The organism is Chitinimonas naiadis (assembly GCF_054780835.1).
The window spans coordinates 262,034-280,594 of the sequence record NZ_BAAGVO010000005.1; the positions used below are offsets into that span (position 1 = coordinate 262,034).

The 18,561-nt window shown below is 63.9% G+C and carries 15 protein-coding genes, 2 pseudogenes and 1 riboswitch; of the genes and pseudogenes, 9 read left to right on the top strand and 8 right to left on the bottom strand.

Annotated elements, in window-relative coordinates; genetic code table 11:
• Positions 1-522: 522 nt before the first annotated feature.
• A complete protein-coding gene (locus ACYVHK_RS17150) occupies positions 523-1,173 on the bottom strand; it encodes a protein-L-isoaspartate O-methyltransferase family protein (RefSeq protein ID WP_460534579.1) in 651 nt (216 codons plus the stop codon).
• A gap of 127 nt (positions 1,174-1,300) precedes the next feature.
• Positions 1,301-1,409: riboswitch (TPP riboswitch) on the top strand.
• A gap of 40 nt (positions 1,410-1,449) precedes the next feature.
• Between ACYVHK_RS17150 and thiC the strand changes: the two genes are divergently transcribed.
• Entirely contained in the window at positions 1,450-3,366 is a 1,917-nt protein-coding gene (thiC, locus tag ACYVHK_RS17155) for a phosphomethylpyrimidine synthase ThiC (RefSeq protein ID WP_460534581.1), read from the top strand.
• 629 nt (positions 3,367-3,995) lie between these two features.
• Here thiC and ACYVHK_RS17160 read toward each other — a convergent pair.
• Complete coding sequence (locus ACYVHK_RS17160; RefSeq protein WP_460534583.1) at positions 3,996-4,844, bottom strand: hypothetical protein; 849 nt, start codon at positions 4,842-4,844, stop codon at positions 3,996-3,998.
• 150 nt (positions 4,845-4,994) lie between these two features.
• Here ACYVHK_RS17160 and ACYVHK_RS17165 point away from each other — a divergent pair.
• The 8 genes and pseudogenes from ACYVHK_RS17165 to ACYVHK_RS17200 form a co-directional block, all read left to right on the top strand.
• Positions 4,995-5,807: pseudogene (locus ACYVHK_RS17165) on the top strand (DUF1186 domain-containing protein); the annotation flags it as partial.
• Between the two features lie 69 nt (positions 5,808-5,876).
• Positions 5,877-5,960: pseudogene (locus ACYVHK_RS17170) on the top strand (SEC-C metal-binding domain-containing protein); the annotation flags it as partial.
• Positions 5,961-6,173: 213 nt separating this feature from the next.
• Complete coding sequence (locus tag ACYVHK_RS17175) at positions 6,174-8,786, top strand: diguanylate cyclase (protein WP_460534585.1); 2,613 nt, start codon at positions 6,174-6,176, stop codon at positions 8,784-8,786.
• Positions 8,787-8,871: 85 nt separating this feature from the next.
• Positions 8,872-9,195 (top strand): rhodanese-like domain-containing protein, encoded by a 324-nt coding sequence (locus ACYVHK_RS17180; RefSeq protein ID WP_460534587.1) that lies wholly within the window; start codon positions 8,872-8,874, stop codon positions 9,193-9,195.
• 682 nt (positions 9,196-9,877) lie between these two features.
• On the top strand, positions 9,878-11,092 hold the full coding sequence (locus tag ACYVHK_RS17185) for an STAS domain-containing protein (protein WP_460534589.1): 1,215 nt from the start codon (positions 9,878-9,880) through the stop codon (positions 11,090-11,092).
• 95 nt (positions 11,093-11,187) lie between these two features.
• A complete protein-coding gene (gene hslV, locus ACYVHK_RS17190; protein WP_460534591.1) occupies positions 11,188-11,721 on the top strand; it encodes an ATP-dependent protease subunit HslV in 534 nt (177 codons plus the stop codon).
• Positions 11,722-11,793: 72 nt separating this feature from the next.
• On the top strand, positions 11,794-13,119 hold the full coding sequence (hslU, locus tag ACYVHK_RS17195; protein ID WP_460534593.1) for an ATP-dependent protease ATPase subunit HslU: 1,326 nt from the start codon (positions 11,794-11,796) through the stop codon (positions 13,117-13,119).
• Between the two features lie 209 nt (positions 13,120-13,328).
• Positions 13,329-13,511, top strand: coding sequence for a hypothetical protein (locus tag ACYVHK_RS17200; protein ID WP_460534595.1), 183 nt, complete (start codon positions 13,329-13,331; stop codon positions 13,509-13,511).
• Here the strand turns inward: ACYVHK_RS17200 and ACYVHK_RS17205 are convergent.
• From ACYVHK_RS17205 to ACYVHK_RS17230, 6 genes are all read right to left on the bottom strand, one after another.
• Positions 13,497-14,069: a metal-dependent hydrolase gene (locus ACYVHK_RS17205; protein ID WP_460534597.1), complete on the bottom strand. Its 573-nt coding sequence runs from the start codon at positions 14,067-14,069 to the stop codon at positions 13,497-13,499. The genes ACYVHK_RS17200 and ACYVHK_RS17205 overlap by 15 nt on opposite strands.
• Before the next feature lie 76 nt (positions 14,070-14,145).
• Positions 14,146-14,580 (bottom strand): hypothetical protein, encoded by a 435-nt coding sequence (locus ACYVHK_RS17210; protein ID WP_460534599.1) that lies wholly within the window; start codon positions 14,578-14,580, stop codon positions 14,146-14,148.
• The gene (gene creD, locus ACYVHK_RS17215) at positions 14,577-15,935 is read right to left on the bottom strand and encodes a cell envelope integrity protein CreD (RefSeq protein WP_460534601.1); all 1,359 of its coding nucleotides are present in this window, start codon (positions 15,933-15,935) and stop codon (positions 14,577-14,579) included. Before creD ends, ACYVHK_RS17210 begins: the two co-directional genes overlap by 4 nt.
• Before the next feature lie 93 nt (positions 15,936-16,028).
• A complete protein-coding gene (gene creC / locus ACYVHK_RS17220; RefSeq protein WP_460534603.1) occupies positions 16,029-17,462 on the bottom strand; it encodes a sensor histidine kinase in 1,434 nt (477 codons plus the stop codon).
• The gene (locus ACYVHK_RS17225) at positions 17,459-17,668 is read right to left on the bottom strand and encodes a winged helix-turn-helix domain-containing protein (protein ID WP_460534605.1); all 210 of its coding nucleotides are present in this window, start codon (positions 17,666-17,668) and stop codon (positions 17,459-17,461) included. The genes creC and ACYVHK_RS17225 overlap by 4 nt, the downstream gene beginning before the upstream one ends.
• Positions 17,626-18,159 carry a response regulator gene (locus ACYVHK_RS17230; protein ID WP_460534607.1) on the bottom strand — a complete coding sequence of 178 codons (534 nt, stop codon included), beginning with the start codon at positions 18,157-18,159 and terminating at the stop codon, positions 17,626-17,628. The genes ACYVHK_RS17225 and ACYVHK_RS17230 overlap by 43 nt, the downstream gene beginning before the upstream one ends.
• Positions 18,160-18,561: the final 402 nt, after the last annotated feature.

An 18,561-nucleotide genomic window follows, 5' to 3' on the forward strand; every position in this document is an offset into this window, starting at 1 on the left:
ACCCGGCACAGCCGGGCGTTTGCGGGCACTTGATGTTCAGACACGCGCTTGCCCCGTGATATCACCCACTCCCCCCGCCCTCGCCGCCGCGAGGGAGCTTCTTGGTGGAAGGCGCTGCGCTTTTCCACCCTACAAAAGCGGAGCGTCTGCCAGCTACGGAGTGCCCGGGTCCCCGTGAGCGCCGCTGAGCATCGCAGCCCGTCTCGGGGCTGTCCGGGGAGCGTTGTCTGAGCCGGCTTGCCGGCGAGTTTCGCTCTCCGGCCGAGACGGGTGAGAAGCGCAAGGGACCCGCGTAGCGGGCGGCGCTGTCGGGGTCGCCTTTTCTTTGCTTACTTTATTTTGGCGAAACAAAAGAAAGTATGGCGGCCGCGGGACGCACTCCCGCTCCAAACCGTGCGAAGCACGGATAGGCGGCGTAAGCCGCTAAACCAATAGACAGCGACCAATCCTTAGGCGCGAGTGCTCAGGAAAAGAAAAAGCCCGACAGCAATGCCGGGCTTTTCGATTTACGGCGTGTGCTGCTTAGAAGCTGAAGCGTTCTGGCTGCGGGGCGTTGACCAGGGGGGCGACCACGGTTTCGAACAGCTTGGTGGCAACGACCGAGCCACCCTGCTTGACGAAGAGGGTGGCGCTCATGGCAGGCTCTTCACCGACGATGGCGAACAGGCGGCCGCCTTCGGCCAGTTGTTCGAACAGGAACTCCGGGGCAATCGGGTAGGAGCCGGTGGCGACGATCACGTCGTAGGGCGCGTGGGCGTTCCAGCCGAGGGCCGCGTCGCCGGTTTCCACGGTGACGTTCTGGATGCCGGCCTTGGCCAGGTTCTCTTGCGCCTGCTTGGCCAGCATCGGGTCGATTTCGACCGTGTAGACATGCTGGGACAGCTTGCTGAGCAGCGCGGCGAGATAGCCGGAACCGGTGCCGATCTCAAGCACGCGTTCCTTGCCGGTCAGGGCGACTTCCTGCACGGCACGGGCTTCCTGCTTGGGATGCCACATGCGGGCATTGGCGGTCAGCGGGATTTCCATGTCGACCAGCGCCATGTCGCGACGGGCGGCGGGCACGAATTCTTCGCGTTTTACTTCAGACAACAGGCCGAGCACGGTCAGGTCCAGGACGTCCCAGGGACGAATCTGCTGCTCTACCATATTGAAACGGGCTATTTCCCAATCCATGGGGACTTCCTTTCCAGACGAAATCGCCGCTCTCGAGGGCGGCGTCGGCAATCGAATCAAATCCTTGTAATTATTTCATACTTGCCTTAGCTTCACAGCACTTCGGCTCACCATGATTTCATGGTCAGCCAGACGCTAGGGGTTCCGCTTGCTATCTATCAGGTAGCAGGGGATGAGAAAAACCCTCAGCACCTGATCCGGTTAACACCGGCGTAGGGAAGCGTCGCACGGTCCCGATATCCGTACACCGCCCCTGCGCCGTTCAAAGGAAGCACGATGAACGCGCCGCACCAGCATCTCTCGCAAACCGCCCATGTAGACGAAGCCTCGGTCCAACCATTTCCGAGTTCGGAGAAGGTCTACGTCGAGGGCAGTCGGCCCGATATCCGCGTACCCATGCGCAAGATCAGCCAGACCGATACGCCCACGAGCTTCGGTGGCGAGAAGAACCCGCCTATCTATGTATACGACACCAGCGGCCCGTACACCGATCCGAATGTTCGCATCGATGTGCGCAACGGCCTTGCACCGCTGCGCGCCAACTGGATTGCCGAACGCAACGATACCGAGCAGCTAGACGGACTCAGCAGTGACTACGGCCGCTCGCGCGAGGGCGACAAGTCGCTCGACAGCCTGCGCTTCGAGCTGACCCGCAAGCCGTTGCGGGCAAAATCCGGCGCCAATGTGAGCCAGATGCACTATGCCCGGCGCGGCATCATCACGCCGGAGATGGAGTACATCGCCCTGCGCGAGGACCTCAAGCGCAAGGAATACATCGAATCCCTGCGCCTTGCCGGTGGCAAGCTCGCGGACCGCATGGTCGACCTGCTGACGCGCCAGCACCCGGGTCAGAGCTTCGGCGCCGCGATTCCGCAGGACATCACGCCCGAATTCGTACGCCAGGAAGTGGCGCGCGGTCGGGCCATCATCCCGGCCAACATCAACCACCCGGAAAGCGAGCCGATGATCATCGGCCGCAATTTCATGGTGAAGATCAACGGCAACATCGGTAATTCGGCCGTGACCTCAAGCATCGAAGAAGAGGTCGAGAAGATGACCTGGGGTACGCGCTGGGGTGCGGATACCATCATGGACCTCAGTACCGGCAAGCATATCCATGAGACCCGTGAGTGGATCCTGCGCAATAGCCCGGTGCCTATCGGTACCGTGCCCATCTACCAGGCATTGGAGAAAGTCGACGGCAAGGCCGAGGAGCTGACCTGGGAGATGTTCCGCGACACGTTGATCGAACAGGCGGAGCAGGGCGTGGACTACTTCACCATCCACGCCGGCGTGCTGCTGCGCTATGTGCCGATGACGGCCAAGCGCATGACCGGCATCGTCTCGCGCGGTGGCTCCATCATGGCCAAGTGGTGCCTGGCGCATCACAAGGAGAACTTCCTCTACACGCATTTCGAGGATATCTGCGAGATCATGAAGGCCTACGACGTGTCCTTCAGCCTGGGCGACGGCCTGCGCCCCGGTAGCGGCTGGGATGCCAATGATGATGCGCAACTGGGCGAGCTGAAGACCCTGGGGGAACTGACCCAGGTTGCCTGGAAGCACGATGTGCAGACCATGATCGAGGGCCCGGGCCACGTGCCCATGCAGCTGATCAAGGAGAACATGGACCTGCAGCTGGACTGGTGCGACGAGGCGCCGTTCTACACGCTGGGGCCGCTGACTACCGATATCGCACCGGGCTACGACCACATCACCTCGGCCATCGGTGCGGCACAGATCGGCTGGTATGGCACTGCCATGCTCTGCTATGTGACCCCGAAGGAGCATCTGGGTCTGCCGAACAAGGACGACGTGAAGGAAGGCATCATGGCCTACAAGATCGCCGCCCATGCGGCCGATCTGGCCAAGGGCCACCCGGGTGCGCAGATCCGCGACAACGCCTTGTCCAAGGCCCGCTTCGAGTTCCGCTGGGAAGACCAGTTCAACCTGGGCCTGGACCCGGACCGCGCCCGCGAATACCACGACGAGACCCTGCCGCAGCAGGGTGCCAAGGTGGCGCACTTCTGTTCCATGTGCGGCCCGCACTTCTGCTCGATGAAGATCACGCAGGATGTGCGTGACTTTGCCGAGAAGCAGGGTCTGGCCGAAACCGAGGCGCTGCAGAAGGGGATGGAAGTGAAATCCATCGAGTTCATGAAGGGTGGCGGCAAGCTGTACGACAAGGTTTGAGCCTCTCTCCTTTACTGACGGCACCGTGTAGATAGGTGCAGCGCTGGCGCCCGGGAAACCCGGGCGCTTGCCATTGGTGATGGCTGAGCCCGCGGCTCTTCCCTGATTTAACCCCTACCCCTCCGCCCCGCCCGCCGGCGGGGAACCTCGCTGACGCTCGTCAGCCCTCTGAATACGCGTTGGCGTTCGCCACCCCGTTCAAAAGCGCTAACCCATAACATTCTCAGTAACACGACGCCTGCGGGATGCCCGCGTGCTTGGCCCTCGGCTAAACGAGGCTGTTGCCGTCTTTATAAGGCTTGCTACCCCGGTCTAAACCATGCGGAGATGCAGTGTGCGGACCTTCGATAACGGCTGAGCCTGCATCTGTCGAGCGTCAGCGAGGCGCCCTCGCGGTGGCGAGGCTGCCAGAGTTCTTGGTGAGCTTGCGAACCTAGAACCTGTGCGTGCAGAGCTCGGGGGGAGCGGATTCGATAAAGCAAAGCGCGTATGAGCATCAACTGCAGCTTAGCGCCCGGCTGAGCGAAGTCGTTGCCACCTTCAGGTGGCTTACTACTTCGGCCTCCCCCTTGCGGGGATAAGCCGGGCGATGAGCTGAAGCTCCAGCATTCGGTGCATCAAGAACATCTTCAACAGTCGTTGTCCTCAGGATGCAGGCCGTGCTTGGCGCGGCGGCCCTGGCATGCGGCGGGGATGACGGGGGGACGGTCCGGTGAGGCGAATTCGAACAGGGTGTCGTCCGGCAGGGCGCGGTCGTAGACCGGTGGTTTCCAGCTTGCCTGCGAGCCGGTGTAGAAACGCAGTGGCAGCACGGTGCGGGTCTGGCCCAGCAGCATGGTGATCTTCGCGCCGGGCTCGGGCAGGGCCAGGGCGAGTTGGGCGCGCGGGGAATCGCATAGGCCGCCGACGGCGGCGATGCGTTCCCGGACGACGAGAGGGGTGTCGAGCTGTTCGACGGCCCAGGTGATGCGGCAGGCCAGGCGCAGATCGCCCAGGCGGACGGCGTTGTAGGGTACGTCGGCGCTACGGATGGCGACGCCCCATTTGATCTCGCCCTGTTTGCGGTTGATCAGCACGCTGGCGTCCTCGTCCAGCGCCTCCTTGCTGAAGGGCAGGATGAAACGCCCCCAGCTGTCGACCGGGACGGGAATATGCAGGTTGTCGCTGACGATGGTCAGCCGTACACCTTGCAGGATGGCTTCTTCGGCCACCGGTTCGAGCTCCAGCACCAGTGGCGCGGTCGGGGCGTGCTTGCGGTAGCTGTCGTAGGCGGTGAAGGCCTCGGCCATCTGCCGGTAGCGGCGCCATTCGGTATCACGCAGGCCGGTGAATTGCAGTGGTGCGCGGGTCTGGGCCTCGGGTGCCGGCGCAGGCACCGTCTCAGTGGCGCCACCACCCGCCGCCATCGCCAGCAGCAGAGCGAAGCCTATGAACCGGCCTGGCGAGGAGGGTTGGGAAAGTAGGGTGGAGAGCAGCATGCGGTGCATAGTGCCATGAGCCGGGATGGCTTTGCGCGGCAGCCCGAACAGCGGTACGTCCGGTCCGGCTTTTCGCGACAGCCTCGGGCACGGGCTACAATACGGTCCGTATTGGCCACGTAGGCCTGTACCTGACGAAAGATTCCCCAGATGACCCGCCCGCTCCCCCCGCTGTCTTCCTTCCAGCGCAACAACCTGCCCCAGGATTGGGCCGCCGTTGAAGCCGACCTGGCCCGTTTCCAGGAACGCTTCCCGGAATTGGCCCTGCTGGCGGTGCTGCACCAGCCAGCCGCCTACAGCGATGCCCTCCTGGCCGAGCTGCAAGCTTGCGCGAGTGAGCCGCAAAAGCGCACCGATGATGCCGAAGGCTGGATGCTGCACCTGTACGCCATGCATCTGATGGCGACGCTGCGCGACACGCGGGCGTTTACGCCGCTGCTGGGCATCGCCCGGCTTGATGGCGAAACCCTGGAGAACTTGCTGGGTGACCACTTGACCGAGGGTCTGCCACGCGCCCTGGCCGCCACCTGTCCTGGCAACGAGGCAGCCCTGCAGGCCATGGCGTCGGACCGCGGCGCCTATTTCTGGAGCCGTTCGGCCGCACTTCGGGCATTGGCCTTGCGCACGCTGGAAGGCGACTACCCGCGTGCCGACCTGCTTGCCTGGCTGCAGACTGAGAGCGAGCGGGAAGCCGAACGCATGGTGGACGACAAGTTGCAGCCGGAACAAGGGACCGAGACCGACTACTTGTCCGAACTGGTCGTGACCATGGAGGAGATCGGTGCCAGCGAGATGGCCCCGCGCGTGGCGGAGTGGTTCGAGGACGGCCTGATCGACGATGCGTTTCTGGAGCCTGCCGAATCGCAGAAGCGGCTGGAGCGGGACTGGGCCAGTTGCCAGCAGGACGAGTTGGCCCACGGCTGGGGTTACCCGCGCGATATCGTGGCGGAAATCGGCCGCTGGGCTTGCTTCCAGCCGGATGAGGACGATGAGGATGAGCTGGAGGATGCGCCCAAGCACCCACCCATCGTGCGCGAGTCGCCCAAGGTGGGCCGTAACGATCCCTGCCCCTGTGGCAGCGGCAAGAAGTACAAGAAGTGTTGCGGACAGGATTGATTGTCCGGCACGACAGATAAAAGGCTGCCTATCCGGCAGCCTTTTATGTTGACAAGCATGGTGCGGGCTGCAGCGGCAAGGCACGGTCTAGCGAGCGCCTGCTTGCTTTGCCGCAATATAAATTTGGCAGCAGAGCACGCCATTTTGTGAAACAGTATGCAAAGTTACTGAGAAGCAGTTCGTCACACCACCGCTCCCGTGGGTACCGAAACGATGTACCTAGACTTATATGCCGACGATGCCGAACTGGTATCGCTAGAGGCCCGCGTTGCGGACCAGGACGGCTATACGCCGCTGGGACAGGTGACGCTGGCCTGGCATTTGCGCCAACGCGACACGCGCCGGGCCTTGATGCTGGCGGCGGAAGCCTCGACCCGGCTGGCACAGGATCTCCCCGAACACGCGTCCTTGCGCGCGCGTATCGCCCTCTTGCGGGCGGAGGCCGAGGTATTGTTTACCCGCTTTGACTCGGCGGCCAAGCTGATCAACACCGCCAGGCAGGTATTCACGACGCTGAATGATGCGCTGGGCCTAGGCGACTGCCATATGGCGGCGGCCCTGCTGGCCAGCGCGCGCGGCGACAGCGCGGCCAACCTGCATGAGGCGGAAGCCGCCGCAGCCTGGTACGAAGGCGCAGGCGACCTAACCCGTGGCCAGATTGCAGCAGCCTGGGCGACACACGCCAGCAGCTACCAGGACCCGGCCAATGGCCCGCAGCGTGTCAAGGATCTGCGCGCAAAATATACCGACTTTGCCGAACCGGCCCAGGTCATACTCGGCATGGCCGAGGCCTTCAATCAGTTCAATGCCGGCCAGTATGCCCATGCGGCGGTAAACCTCGCCCGCCTGATCGGCTTGTCCGAGCGGCTAGGCATGCTGCACTGGCGCATACGGATCGGCAATACGCTGAGCGCCGCCTTTGCCAATCTCGATGACAAGGAAAGCGCGCTGCCCTGGGTGGAGCAGACGCTGGCGCTGGCGCGCCATAGTGGCTGGCCGGTTGCGCTGGGCGAAACCCTGGCGCTGCTGGGCAACCTGGTCCACGCCGTCGGCCAGACCGAGCGCAGCATCAGCCTGCTGACCGAGGCGGTGGACTGGCTCAAGGCCGTACCGGATTCCCGCAGCATGGCCACGGCCAACTGCTATCTGAGCCAGGTCAAGCTCGCCGCCGGCCGCTATGAAGAGGCGCTGCAGCACGCGCTGACGGCCGAGCAGATCGCCATCAAGCTCAGCGCCCATGCCGTGGTGGCCGATGCACGGATATTGGCGGGACGTGCCTGCGCCGGGCTCGGCGACGGCGAACGCGCGCGCCAGCTGGTCGAGGCGGGGCTGGTACTGACCGAACAACATCAGTTGCCGTTCTGGCAGGTCGATGCTTTGCAGGCGCTGGCCGAGATTGACGGCAACTTTCCGCAACCGGGCCGTAGCGCACTGCCGCACCTAGAGCGCGCCATCGAGGTCATGAACAGCATGGGTGGGCACTCCGAGAGCGTGACCCTGCTGCAATCCTTGTCCCGGGCCTACGAACAGAACGGCGACCTGGCGCGTGCACTGGATTACGCTCGCCAGGCCCACGCCAAGGCCGACAAGGCCGAGCACAAGCGGGTGGCCAACCAGCTGGTAGCGCTCGAATTGCGGCACCAGTCCGAACAGCAGCGGATGGAGGCCGAGCATCAGCGTACGCTGGCCGACAACCAGCTGACGCGTACCCGCGAGCTGGAAGCATCGATGCAGGTGCTGGAGAACCTCGGGCGTATCGGCCGCGACATCACGGCCAACCTGGATATTGCGAGCGTGCTGCAGACCCTGGTGTCGCACCTGGGCAAACTGATGCAGGTAACCTATGTGGGGATGTCACTGCTGGAGCCCAATGGCAAGGACCTGCTGCGGCGCGGGGTGGAAAACGGCGAGGCCATGCCGGACCGGCGGGTACCACTCGACAGCCCGACTTCGGTCGCGGCGCGCTGTGCCCGTGAGCGGCGCGAGATCCTGGTCGAGCACCAGCCCGGCCAGCCTGGGGCCTCGCATATACCCGGCACCCAGCAGGTGCTGGCCTCCTGGTTCGGCCCGCTGCTGGTGGGTGAGGAGCTGCTGGGGGTGCTGACCATACAGTCGGCGACCGAGCATGCCTATGGCCCGCGCGAGCAACTGATCTTCCGTACCCTGAGCGCGCATGTGGCGGTAGCGGTGGCCAACGCCCGCGCCTATGCCAAGCTGGGTGAGCAGCACACCCGGCTGCTGAAGGTGGAGGCGGAGATGCGCAAGCTCGCCACCACCGACTCGCTGACCGGCATACCGAATCGGCGCCAGTTCCTGGCGGCGCTGGCGACCGAGGCAAAGCGCAGCCAGCGCAGTGGCCGGGCACTGTCGGTCATCATGGCCGACATCGATCACTTCAAGGCCGTCAACGACACCCTGGGCCACGCTGCCGGGGACGCGGTGCTGGTCCATGTGGCACGGCTGCTCGACGGCAACCGCCGCGCGGTGGATACCGTGGGACGGCTCGGTGGCGAGGAGTTCGCCATTCTGCTACCAGAGGCGGATACCGAAAGTGCCGCCGAAGTGGCGGACCGGCTGCGCAAGCTGATCGAATGCTCCAGCGTCAGCTGGCATGGCGACCGGGTGCCGGTAACGATGAGCTTTGGCTGTGCCTCGCTGCCGCAGGAGTTGAATGGTTTCCCGGTCGAGCAGGTGGCGACCGAACTGTTGCAATCGGCCGACCGCGCGCTCTACCAGGCCAAGCATACCGGCCGCAACCGGACCGCCATGTCACGCGATGGCAAGAGCGAGCTATACCCGGCCGAACTGGCCGGTCCGTCCAGCTGAGCCCGGCCCTGGCTCACGGCAGGATTTGTTTTGCGGGCGCCGCATCATTACCATCGCCGTCCTGACCAAGCCCTAGGGACCCTTCATGAAACAACTCGCCCCCGCCGAACTCGCCAGCTGGCTGGCCGATGCCAGTGCCAAGCAACCGCTGCTGCTCGATGTGCGCGAGGACTGGGAATATGCGCTCTGCCATATCGCCGGCTCCGAGCACCGCCCGATGCAGACCATCCCCGCCAGCCATGGCGAACTCGATGCCGAGCGCCCCACTGTCGTGATCTGCCACCACGGCATGCGCAGCTACCAGGTCGCAGCCTTCCTGGAGCGGGCCGGTTTTGACGATGTCTACAACCTGGCCGGTGGCGTTGCCGCCTGGGCGGAGTCGGTCGACCCTGCCATGGCGAAGTATTGATGCTCGCCTGAGCCGCCCATAAAAAACGGCGCGGAGGGGAATCCGCGCCGTGCAGTTATCCTGTTGGGGGACAGGATACGAGGAGAGCAACGCGATAAGCGGGGCATATCACGCAACTGCTGGGTACGACCGGCCTTTTCCTGGCAGGTTCCGCACTGCAACAAAAATTCTTTTCCAGACAGCACCGCACGCCGGCAAGGGAATGCCCGGTCATTTCGGGCGGTCGGCGGTCTTGCATTGTCTATTCTGGAGAGAGGTCGGGACGGGTCCGGAGGCGAGTGAGTGGCGATATCGGCAACACATCCGATTTCGCGCCAGCACGACAGACGGTCTAAACTGGCAACTGGACGGCGCGTTGCCGCGGTGCAACGCCCCTCACGCGGATTGGACGCCGGGCGCTGGCGCTTACTGGCCGGCACTGGTAGAACAACAGGGGAAACCGCGATTTGTAGTCAAATTTCAGCTTCTGGAACGAAGTCGCTGCGGGAAAAAATGGGACGCCCTTAGGGTATCCCACTAGCCGGCAAGGCCCGTGCAGGAACGATTTGATACAAATCCGGGATGCGCAAGGCGGGGTAGAGGCAGTAGAATCTGCCGACCGCGCGATGCGACAGCGGACAATCGGGGCCTAATTGTGGTGTTTTCCTTCTTCAAGAAAAAAGACGCAGAGCCGGAAGAGTCGATGCCGGCGAGGCCTCGCCTCGTCCAGCCCAAACCGCCTGCACCGCTGCCCGGCGCACCGGCCGCTCCCGCATCGACTACCGAAGAAACCGACAAGAAAGCACAGCGTGAACTGCCTGTGCTCGACTTCACCACCATCGGCCCGACCACGGTCTCCGGTGCCAAGATCCAGGTGGTCGAATCCAGCGACATGCTGTCGCCGGCCATGGAACAGGCGGCGGTCAGTTTTGCCAATGACCAGATCGACGACGCCATCTCCATCATCGCCGCGGATATCGAGACCGCCGAAGGCCAGCATGCCTTCGACACCTGGTTGATGCTGTTCGACCTGTACCAGATGCGCAATCGCCACGCCGAATTCGACGAGCTCGCCCTGAAGTTCGTGGTCGAGTTCGAGCGCAGCGCGCCGGTATGGCGGGATAGCAATGGTGGCGCCAAGCCTGCCGCCCCGGCCGCTGCTGCCAAGGCAGGCGGGCCGAGCTTCCTGTTCCCGCAGAAGCTACTGGCCGACAACATCGAGACGCAGCTCGACCAGTTGGAAAAACATACGCTGGCCGGCGTACCGGTACGGGTGGAGTTCGGCCGCATCGACGAGATCGAACCGGCGGCGGCCGCTGCCATCGTGACGCGTTGGGCCAAGTTCAAGAAAAAGAAAGCCAAGTTCCAGGCCGCCGGCGGCCCGACCCTGGTGGAGAAGCTCAAGTCCCGTATCGAGGTCATGCGCCGCGAAGAAGATGAAGCCCCTTATTGGCTGCTATTGCTGGAGCTGTTCCAGATGCTGGGCTTGCAGGAGGACTTCGAGAACATGGCGGTAGACTACGCCGTGACGTTCGAGATGTCGCCGCCTTCCTGGGATGCCACCGCCAAGACCAAGACGGCTGCCGAAGTCGCCGCCGAAGAGGCCAAGCTGCAAGCCGAGTCGCCGTTGCCTGAGCTGCATGTCGACGCCTATCGCTTCGAAGGCCCGATCATCTCGGCCAGCGAGGCCACCTTTGCCGGCCTGTGCAGCTATGCGGAAACCCACCAGCAGGTGCGGGTCGATTTCTCGCATGTACCCCGGGTGGATTTCGTCAGCGCCGGCATGCTGATGAATACCGTGGTGGCACTGACCGCCCAGTCCAAGCAGGTCGTGATCATGGGTGCCAACGAGCTGATCGTGGCGCTGTTCCGCATCATGGGCATCGCCGAAGTCGCTTCCATCATCCGCCGCAAGTAAGCCCTTCCCGCCTGCCGGTTATCCAGACTGGCTTGCAATCCTGCTGGCAGTTCCCATCTTTGGACTATCGTTTTCACCAAACGGGAAGTCCATCCATGCAGCAATTTGACGGTACCACCATCGTCTCCGTCCGCCGGGGCAACAGCGTTGCCCTGGGTGGCGACGGCCAGGTCACGCTCGGCAACGTGGTGATCAAGGCGACGGCACGCAAGGTACGCAAGCTCTATCACGACAAGGTGCTAGTCGGCTTTGCCGGCGGCACCGCCGATGCCTTTACCCTGTTCGAGCGTTTTGAGGCCAAGCTGGAGAAGCACCAGGGGCATCTGCTGCGCTCCGCGGTGGAGCTGGCCAAGGACTGGCGGACCGACCGGATGTTGCGGCGGCTCGAGGCCATGCTGATCGTGGCTGACCCGACGGCCACCCTGGTCATTACCGGCAATGGCGACGTGCTGGAACCGGAGCAGGGTATCGCCGCCATCGGTTCGGGCGGGGCCTTCGCCCAGGCGGCCGCCAAGGCGCTGTTCGACAATACCGAGCTCCCGCCCGATGTGATCGTCAAGAAGTCGCTGGAGATTGCCGGAGACATCTGCATCTACACCAATCAGAACCACGTGATCGAAACCTTGTAATCCGGATGCGGTCCGAGCGCAGGGTGGCGGCTTGCCCGCCGCGACCGACCCGGGCCCGACAGGCGACAAAACATGACCCAGATGACCCCGCAGGAAATTGTCCACGAGCTGGACAAGCATATCGTCGGCCAGCACAAGGCCAAGCGCGCCGTGGCCGTGGCCTTGCGCAACCGCTGGCGCCGCCAGCAGGTCGCCGAGCCGCTGCGCAACGAGATCACGCCGAAGAACATCCTGATGATAGGCCCGACCGGCGTGGGCAAGACCGAGATCGCCCGCCGCCTGGCGCGCCTCTCGAACGCCCCCTTCATCAAGGTGGAAGCCACCAAGTTCACCGAGGTGGGCTATGTCGGCCGCGATGTGGACAGCATCATCCGCGACCTGGTGGAGATGGCACTGAAGCAGACGCGTGACCTTGCCACCAAGCGGGTGAAGGCACTGGCCGAGGATGCCGCGGAAGAACGCGTGCTCGACGCCCTGTTGCCACCGCCGCCGGCCCAGTTCGGCATCCACCCGGCATCGACCGGGGAATCGAACGAGACTCGGCAGAAGTTCCGCAAGATGCTGCGCGAGGGTGCGCTCGACGACAAGGAGATCGAGATCGAGGTGGCCGAGGCCAGCATGAACGCCGAGATTTTTGCACCACCGGGCATGGAAGACCTCAGCAACCAGATCCAGAGCATGTTCGCCGGCATGCAGCCGCAAAAGCGCAAGCGCAAGAAGCTGAAGGTCGTGGAAGCGATGAAACTGCTGGTCGAGGAAGAGGCCGGCAAGCTCGTCAACCAGGACGACCTGAAGGCCGAGGCGCTCGCCGCCGTGGAGCAGAACGGCATCGTGTTCATCGATGAGATCGACAAGGTCACCAGCCGCAGCGAAGGCCAGGGTGGCGAAGTATCGCGCCAGGGCGTGCAGCGGGATCTGCTGCCGCTGGTGGAAGGCACCACCGTCAGCACCAAGTACGGCATGGTCAAGACCGACCATATCCTGTTCATTGCCTCCGGCGCCTTCCATCTGGCCAAGCCCAGCGACCTGATCCCCGAGTTGCAGGGTCGCTTCCCGATCAGGGTGGAACTTGACTCGCTCAGCGTGGCGGACTTCGAGCAGATCCTGACCGGCACCGACGCCTGCCTGACGCGGCAGTACGAGGCGCTGCTGGCCACTGAAGAGGTGCAGTTGATCTTCACGCCGGACGGCGTGCACCGCCTGGCCGAGATTGCCTACCAAGTGAACGAGAAGACCGAGAACATCGGCGCGCGCCGTCTCTACACGGTGATGGAACGCCTGCTGGAAGAAGTCGCCTTCGGTGCACTCGCCGGCCAGGTCAGCGTGGATGCGGCCTTTGTCGACAAGCGCCTGGGCGAGCTGGCGCAATCGGAGGACCTGGCGCGCTACGTGTTGTGATCGCGGGTGTGCTGGTTATTGAAAGAGGCTGCCTTGGCAGCCTCTTTTGTTGTGAGCGGCTTTCGCTGCTTCAGCACACCGCTTGCATTTCATCCCACCACAGCGGCATTCGCTGCCCGGTTTCTGCATATCGTCGCAAGCCGCCTGCCTGGTGCGCCCGGCTTTGTCAGGATACGTCCATCAAAACCGAATCACGAAGGAGCCACATCATGCAGAACCAGAACACTTTCTTCCGCCTGGGTACCGCTGCCGTCGTCGGCCTGACCATGTTTGTTTGCGTACAAGGCCTGACCCGCGTCTCGCAACACCATATCGAACGCAACCTGGCACAGTACTCGACCCACACCCAGGCGGTGCAACTCGCCCACGCCACCGCCTCACAACACGCTTGAACCCGCGTCACCTTGCCGCCCCGGCCCGGCGCGCGTGAATCGCTTGCGCCAACAGAACAGCAGCAGGGCCAGCACACTGGCAGGTAGCCAGACATAGCAGCACTCCGACCACAGCACCGCCACCCCGCGGGCGGTCAGGAAACGGCTCAGGCCGATAGGCGAGACTTCGATGGGTTGCCAGGGTGCAAACCAGCGGACATCGGACCAGGGCCAGAACAGGGCGACACCATGGCCGCCGTTGGTCAGGGTATCGAGCAGGCCGTGCGAGGCCATCGACCCGAACAGGAACCAGCAGGCGATACGCCACCCTGTGCCGAGCCACCGATGAAACCCGCTCAGGCCCAGTGCCAGCAAGGCGGCCGTCAACAAGGCGTGGCTGAAGCCCCGGTGCCCCAGATTGGCGCCGTAGGGAATTCCCAGTTTGAAATCCAGTACATCCAGATCCGGCAACATGGCCAGGATCATCCCCAGGACCAGCAGGCGCGGCGGAATGACCTTGCTACCGAGCCCGATGCCCAAGGCGAGCGGGACTGCGGCATGGGTCATGATGGTTGGCATGACGACCTACTCCTGCATCGAGCAGAAAACCCGCCACGACGGACCGGTTTTCTTGGTTTTTGACACAAATCCGACTTCAGCACGGCCGGCGGCGCGCATCGGCAAGCCCGGTGGGTTCTGCGCCGGCATCCGCAGGCACAACGGTGCAGCGCGCCTCATGCAGCCGACGCTCCTCCACCCTCGCAGCCAGTACGCCATAGCCCACGGCCAGCGGGAAATTGGCCAGCAGCAGGACAATAGCGAGACCGGTACCCGGCAGGTGGCGACGACCCGCCTGCAGGTAGAGGCCGTAGAGCAGACCCAGGCCGATGCCGAACAGGGTCAGCCCCAGCACCACGTTCAGGGCACCCAGCAAGGGTAGCAAGGTCGAGGCCGTCTGTACCCAGCTGAAGACGATGACCGTGCCGAGCAGCGCCGGCAGCAAGCCGCACCATTGCGCTGCCCGAATCAGGCGCAGACGCGGCCGCTGTGCGGCCCGGACTGTGACAGGAAACGAGGCCGCGATCATCATGCCACCTCATCCGCACGAGCCAGCTCCGCGACGGTGGGCATCACCGTACTCAGGTTGTACCAGTCGAGACGGCGCGTCAGCACCATGACGACGGTCAGCAAGCCGAACATCAGCAACGAGCCGAGCAGCAGGGCGTGGTCCTCGGAACGCAGCAGCACGAACAGCAGGCCGTAAAGCGCTGCGAGCAGACTACCGAAGCCCAGCCCACGCCAACGGCTACCGAGGGCATGGCTGGCGTAAAAGGTGTTCTGCAGCACACAGGCGCTCGCCGCCAGCAGGTAGGCCGGAATAAAAGTCCATTGTTCGGCGAAGGACAATAGCAGCAGGAAGAACACCGCCAGCGAGATGCCGACCAGGCCGTACTGCACCGGATGGATGGCGATGCGCTTCAGGACTTCGGTCAGGAAGAAGGTACAGAAGGTCAGGAACACGAACAGGAAGCCATACTTCACCGCCCGGTCGGTCTGCAGGTAGACATCGACCGGCTCCACCAGACGCACACCCAGCCGTGCGGAACGGAAACTGTCGCAATCCGTGCTGGCAACACACTGCTCGAAATGCTCGTTGAGGTTGGTGGAGAACCAGCTGCTGCGCCAGCGGGCAACAAAGCCCTCCGGGCTGATATTGCGGCTCTCGGGCAGGAAGCGACCGACAAAGCCGGGATGCTGCCAGTCCGACTGCAGCGAGACTTCGGTATCCCGACCCAGCGGCAGCACATGCAGCTCGTCCATGCCTTCCAGGGTCAGACGCAGATTGAAGGCCTTGCTGGCCGCCGCGCCATCATAGGTCGGCAAGGTAGCGTGGATACCGCCGCCCAGTGCCTTCAACTGTGCACCGGGTGCAAAGCCCACTTGCTCACTCCCCCAGTTGACGGAGGGACTGGCCTTGATGCCGCGTACATCCTGCAGGCCGATGCTCAGATAGGGCTGGCCCCAGGCATAGTCCTGTCCTTCCGACAGGCCCGCCAGTGCCGGCAGCTTGAACTGGCCGTTGATGGTCAGCTCGGCGGTATAGCGACGCGTCTCGTAGATGCCGCGTCGCAGTGGCTCGGTCCGCAGGCGGCCGGAGACGGCCAGCTTGTCCGGCAGGATGCGCACCTGGGCATCACGCCAGACTTCGCGCTTGGCACCGGTCTTTTCATCGGTCACTTCGATGAAGCGCTGCTTGTAGGGCAGTACCCAGACCGGTCCGGCGACGACCTGGTCCCCGGCCGTCCCGTCGGCAATGGAAGCCAGCGCCTGGGTACGGTAGTGCTGCCGCTCCGACACCAGACCGCCGACCATGCTCAGCGGGATCAGCAACAACAGCGCCAGTACGGCGATGGCCGCCAGTTTCCACATGATGGACTTGAACATCACACCCTCCTTGGTTAATGGTGGGCAGTGTGCAAGCGGCATGTGCGCTGAGCGTGCGGCCAGTGTGAAGTTGTATGAAGTCCGGGTACGGCCTCAGGACACGCTGGCAGGCAAGTCGAGGCGGGCGACGGCGCCGCCCCGCGGATGGTTATGCAGACTGGCGCTGCCGCCGTGCAAGGCGGCGACTTCACGCACCAGTGGCAGGCCCAGGCCGGTGGACTTGTCGCTGCCGTCGGGACGGGGTAGCGAGTAGAAGCGTTCGAATACCCTGGGCAGGGCGTAGTCCGGCACACCGGGGCCGTGATCACGCAGCAGGATGCCGACGCTGTCCTCACGCATCTCGACACTGAATACCAGCGTGTCGTCTGGCGGGGAGAAGGCGATCGCATTGTCGAGCAGGTTGGCCAGCGCCTGCCCCAGCAGAAAGCGCTCGCCCAGTATCTCAAGCGTGGGTGCGACCGTATTGCTGACCTGCAGCCGCCGTTGCGCCAGCAAAGGCGTGCGGCTGGCGACGACCTCTTCGACCAGATCGTACAAACCTACCCTGCCGACATCGCTCAGCGACTGGCGACTCTCCAGCTTGGCCAGCGCCAGCAGCCGGTCGATGATCTCGGTCATACGGGCGGACTGCTGGCGGATATTGCCCAGAAAGCGGGCCTGGTCGGCCGCCGGCATGTCGGGGCCGATCAGCTCGGCCGCGCCACGGATGCCGGCCAGCGGGCTCTTGAGTTCATGAGTCAGGCCATGCACATAGTGCTCGACGTACTGCTTGCCCTCCAGCCGCTCGCGCATGTCCTGCAGCGCCCGCCCCAGCACCTTGACCTCGCGCCCCGACAGGCGCGGCAGCCCGATGCGTTCACCACGGCCTACAGCATGGGCATAGTCCTCGAGCCGGGTCAGCGAGCGGGTGATCCACCACGACAGCAAGAGGCCCAGCAACAGGCCAGCTACCAGCACCACGACTCCGGCCTTGGCCAGGCCGTTGAAGGCCTGGTCAAAGAAGGGCTGTACCGCACCCGATGGCTTGGCCACGGTCACGACCCCGATCAACTTGCCGGCATCCATGACCGGTGCGGCGACGTACATCACCGAACTCTCCGGGTCCGCTTCGTCCCCCCTGCTGGTCCGCGCCCCATAGCGTCCCTGCAGGGTGCGGTAGACATCGTTCCAGCGGGAGTAGTCCTGTCCCTCGGCCAGATGGTCGGAGTCGTACAGCACCTTGCCCTGGGCATCGGTCAGGTAGATGCGATGATTGGGCTTGTCCTTGCGCACACCCCAGATCTCGGCATTGAGGCGACGCTGGGCAAAAGCCTCAAGATTCCTGGCGAACTGGCCCTGGTTCACGATGCCGGCCTTGAGGTCCTCGCGAGCGAATTCGGCCAGCAGGTTGGCGCTATCGACCAGGGTGTCTTCCATGGACTGGCGCAAGGCGGGCTGCAGTCGGTCGCGCGCGGTATAAAGCAGGAACCAGGCGACCAGGCCGGTCATGACGAAGTAGCCGAGGAAAATCCGCAGGCCGATCCTCATGGCTGGGCGTCACCGGTCCAGGACAGGCTATAACCCAGCCCACGATGGGTGCGGATAGGGTCGCAGTCCGGGTCGAGCAGCCGCAGCTTGGCGCGCAGGCTCTTGATGTGGGCATCCACGGTGCGGTCGAAGCTTGCGGCCGAATCCTGCCAGACCGCATCCATCAGCTGGCTGCGGCTGAAGACCCGTTCTGGCTGGCCCAGCAACAGTGCCAGCAGGCGGTATTCATAGCGGGTGAGGCCAGCGGCTGACCATGCAGGCAGATACGGGCACGCGCCGCGTCGTGCTGCAGGCCGCCGTGGTCGGCCGGCAGCACGACGGCCGGCGCAACGACCTGCCCCCGTCGCAGGATGGCCTTGATCCGGGCGACCAGCTCGCGCGGACTGAAGGGCTTGACCACATAGTCGTCCGCCCCCAGCTCCAGACCCACCACCCGGTCGATCTCATCGCCACGCGCGGTCAGGAACACCACCGGCAGGCCATGACGCTGCCTCAGCTCTCGGCACAAGGTAAAACCGTCGATATCGGGCAGGCCGACATCCAGCACCAACAGATCGGCACCCTCGGCATCCAGCGCGGCAAGGCCGGCCTTGCCCAGGGTGTGCCATTGCACGGCATAACCTTCGCGTTGCAGGGCGTAGATGACGGTATCGGCAATCGAGGCTTCGTCCTCGATCAGCAGTATGCGTTTGCTCATGGGGGGCGATTGTAGACCGGGGGCGGGGTGGACGGCAGGTATCAGCGGTGGGCGAAGTGGTTAACATTCGATAGCGATCAAGCTCGGTCCGCAGGAAATGGTTTGGCGTCATCTGATCATTTTCTTGCACGGATCTGGTGGAAGGCGCGTTGCTGAGCGGGATTGTCGGCGCCATCGGCGCCCTACCATCCCGGCCTACCCCTTGCGGGTGCTTCCTCCCTACAAAAGCGGAGCGTCTGCCAGCTACGGAGTGCCCGGGTCCCCGTGAGCGCCGCTGAGCATCGCAGCGACCTGCGGGGTTGTCCGGGGAGCGTTGTTTGAGCCGGCTTGCCGGCGAGTTTCGCTCTCCGGCCGCAGGGCGCGAGAAGCGCAAGGAACCCGCGTAGCGGGCGGCGCTGTCGG